General features: G+C 48.1%; 1 protein-coding gene and 1 pseudogene. Both read left to right on the top strand.

The annotated features are described in order from the left end of the window. Positions 1–610: pseudogene (locus V2P20_RS18165) on the top strand (hypothetical protein); the annotation flags it as partial. A gap of 1,201 nt (positions 611–1,811) precedes the next feature. Continuing rightward, positions 1,812–3,734 carry an alpha/beta hydrolase gene (locus tag V2P20_RS18170; protein WP_331820819.1) on the top strand — a complete coding sequence of 641 codons (1,923 nt, stop codon included), beginning with the start codon at positions 1,812–1,814 and terminating at the stop codon, positions 3,732–3,734. The last annotated feature ends 359 nt before the right edge of the window (positions 3,735–4,093 follow it).

Genomic DNA, 4,093 nt, shown 5'->3' on the forward strand with positions numbered 1-4,093 from the left:
GATCCCCAGCCTGACGCTCGGCAATCGCATTGCCATGAAATCGGACGACAAAACCGTGCTGCTGGGCTTTAAAAAAGAAACGCAAGCGCCACTGTTTTTAGCCGACACTAAACTTGACAATCTGCCGGATCTCGATGAGGTTCCGGATTGCACCAGGGTGCCCGGCACGGATTATTTTCTTAAGCGTAAATTTCTCAATAATGGCTCGGTTAAAAACTTTCTCTCCGGGTCTTTCGCCGAGCAATCGGATTATTTCGATGAGTTAACGCAAACTGCGCAGTATCCCGAGATCTTTCCTTGCAGCCTGAGCTCCGGCGCCTTATTGGAAAAGGCGCAGTTAGAAAATCATGACTTTAAGCGCAATCCTATGGTTTATACCTCTCATGAAATTTCAGTGGATCGGCGCTCTTTAAGCTTGCTTAAAAACAATGAAAAGCTGCATATTCTGGTGGATCAATGCCCGGAATCAAGCAGCAATACCTTGAATCAGACCAACATCATGCTGAGAACCTATCATTGTTACGGTTTGTTGCACAACAATGACGTGTTATTCAGAATGACGCTGAACCTTGTTTCTTTAAAGGACATACTCAAAAATCTTCCTTATTAGGTTATGTTGACATTTCACTACAGCCGAATCGAAGCTGAGGCAAAACGCAGAAACCCCGAGTAATTCCGGGCGAGTTTCTCGAATCGGGAAAAAATTTGACGGTAGTGTTTGATCTTGTTGAAAAAGCATTCAATCAAATGATGTTCTTTATCAATCAACCGGCCACAGGCTCTACTCTGGCAACTACGAGGCGGAATGGCCGCCTCAAGGGCTTGGTGCTGTAAGATTCCAATAAGGCATCGCTGCCATAGCCTTTATCCGCCGCCCCTCCTTGTACACATTCAGGCGCTAACGCCAACAAATTTTCCGCTTGCCCGTTAGGGCGAATCCCAGCGGACATGCTGATGCGTCTGCCAGAATCGGAAAAAATACATCACCATTCATTATCGCTGAGCACCCGTCGGGTCGTCATTGCTTAAAAATGGCGCAATTTCTATGAGACTGCCAGAAAATGTCAATACAGCCCAATTAATTTTGCTCAATTTTTCTGCGCCAGATTTCCGGTTGCCCTTTTTACTTCAAATAACCATGCGTTATGTCTATTACTTTTTAAGCATCTCTTCAGATTTAAGTATTTTTTGAAATTCGTTCTATGGAGATTTAAGGTCTGCTTGCTCAAAACTAAGGTCGTGGCTGAGCTGGTAACTTCGCCGAAGCAGTATACGGCTTTTCCGGCTGATCCAAATACATCAATTCTGCTGGTTTTAGGCTCAATTGCTTCAAGCGTTTCTTTAGATTTTATGTATTTTTTGAAACTGGTTCTATGGAAATTCTAGGCGATTGTGAATGAAACTACTGTCCAGGTTGAGCTAGAAAGATCACCAATATAATTCCGGTTTTTCTAGCTGATCCCAATACATCAGAGCCTATCTGATGATCTTCTATCTCATATGGAGTCTTGGATGTGAGCCAATCCAGTAGAAATATCTTAACCGCAGGCATCCTGTTGGCTTTAGGCGCAGCTTCAACCGCTAATGCTTTCAGCCATTGACCTATCTATGCCGCCTAGCTTTATTTATCTGGCCGCTTATTCCATGTGTTAGAAAAACGCCTTGCCGCTATTAAAGGAAATGATGTGGCGGGTGGGCAGTAAGATAAAAACAAGATTAACACCTGAATTCTGTAAGCCGATAGTCCATCTGTGCCTATCAAAAATTAACGCAACAGAACCTATTAAAAACTTATACAAAGGGGTGTGACTATGTTTCTTAAATTTTTTCATCGGTGGCCTAGTATACTGCTGTTGTTACTTGTTCCCGGAATGGCCGCGGCACATCAAGGCGGAGATAAGAAACCGCCAACTATAAACTGGCAAACGTGTTATCGAGAGTCTGGGCTCCCATTTTTTTGCGGATCTGTCGATGTACCTCTCGACTATAATGCACCTAAAGGGGAAAAACTCACTCTGGCCTTGATTAAATTGCCGGCAAGCGTACGTCGTGGAAGAAAAGTTGGATCGCTTTTCTTCAACCCCGGCGGGCCTGGTAATTCGGGAGTCGACTTCGTGCTCGGCGCCGGCCCCTTTCTTCCTCCAAACATCCGCGAACACTTCGACGTGATAGGCTTCGATCCGCGCGGAATAGGCCGCAGCAGTCCTCTGGTGTGCTTTAACGGCCCAGTTGCTGTTCCGCCGTTCTTTTTCCCGCAGAATCCTGCCGAAGAAGCCTTGTGGGCAGATTTCGACAGGACGATGGCCAGTGCCTGCAAAGCTAAGGGCGGCAGTGTGCTTGATCATATGTCAACCGCTAACGTAGCCCGGGATCTTGATCTGCTCCGCCAGGCCGTGGGCGATAGCCAACTCAATTATGTGGGCTACAGCTATGGAAGCTTTCTCGGCATCACTTATGCGAACCTGTTTCCTAACAAGATCCGGGCCATGGTTCTGGACGGCGTTGTTGATCCCATAGCCTACACTACCGGCTATGGCAACGAGGGATACAATATACCTGTCACCACGAGGCTTCCCAGAGATGAAGGGGCGCAGGCGACGCTGAATGAATTCTTGCGTCTTTGCGATCAAGCGGGTGTCGCTCAGTGTCCCTTCGGCAATGCGGCGGCCAGCAATTTTGATTTCCTGGTCAATCACCTGCGGACGGCTCCTGTCCAGATAATTCATCCGCTCTTCGGTCCCGTCGACCTTACCTATGACCGATTCCTTGAAACGGTTTTCGGCGCGCTGGTGAATTCATCGGGATGGCCGTTGCTGGCGAACGTCTTGAATGAAATTCACGCCACTATTATCACCGGTTCTGAAGACGCGGCTATTAGAGCGGGACGTGCGTTTGCTGTTTTATTTGCCGCCCTTGGCGACATACCCAGTCCCGATGGTAAGGCACTCGCCGCCCAGCAATTCGCGGTCATGTGCAGCGATTCCATCAATCCCGATAATTACGAGGCTTGGTCCTTGGCAGGAGAAGCCGCTGAGGCCAATGATGGGGTATTTGGGCGCCTCACGGCCTGGCAATCCAGCCCTTGTGCCGTTTGGCAGGGTAACGATCCAGACCGTTATCTCGGTCCGTTTACCCGCAAGTCTTCAAGACCGATACTCCTGGTTGCCAACCGTTTCGACCCTTTAACACCGTATGAAGGCGCCGTGCAAACGCACGGCCTCCTGCCCAACTCAGCCCTGCTGACGCTCGAAGGCTGGGGACATACGTCACTGTTTCTCTCATCCTGCGTGGACCAGGCAGTGTCTAACTATCTGCTCACCTCCAAAATTCCCGGCGCTGGAGCTAGCTGCCAGCAAGATGTTGCCCCTTTCGCCTATGCATCGGCCGAACTGACATCCTCCGGCGACATATCTTCACAAGCGGTTAACCCTGAATCTGCGCTTAAAGATGACAAAGTGGATGCTAGGCAGCAGATGATGCAAAGCATCCTTGGACACAAGTCCCGTACGGAGTGTCTTCTGGATTGGGCGGAACGTAATTACTCAAACTTATTTTCTCCAGCTGGGGCAAAATCACAATTTCAATCGCCCTATACTTATCGCTATTACAGCCAGACAAACGCTTATGTAGGGGTGTCAGCCAGTGACAACCATGTTTATTACCTAGGCCCTGAACGTGTTTTAGTGGATGTGGGTGATTTATACGGTTGGCTGACTAAGGCATCGTGTCTATGAGTTATATTGGTTCGAGATGGCTTATAAGGTGTTAATGGAAGCTGATACTCTGCGAGGCGGGGGCTTTTACCCCGTCTCTAACGCCTGAAACAATGTTATCTTTATACTCCATTGCATCCTTATCGATAATGTAATAACTAAAACGGGCGTGACAGAAATGCCCCGCCGGATGTGAATCAAGGAGACGAACTAATGAATAAACAACCGTTTATTTTCGATCAGCTTCATATCGAAGCCGCGCGTAACGCTTCGGATGACTTCAATTTGTTCCATGACAAGCATAAGTGGCTACAAATTGTGCACAACCCGTTCAAAGGCCCTATCGTTCTGGGGTTTCAACTCAATACCCTGATCGAATA

The organism is Methylobacter sp. Wu1 (assembly GCF_036553575.1).
Classification (GTDB): domain Bacteria; phylum Pseudomonadota; class Gammaproteobacteria; order Methylococcales; family Methylomonadaceae; genus Methylobacter.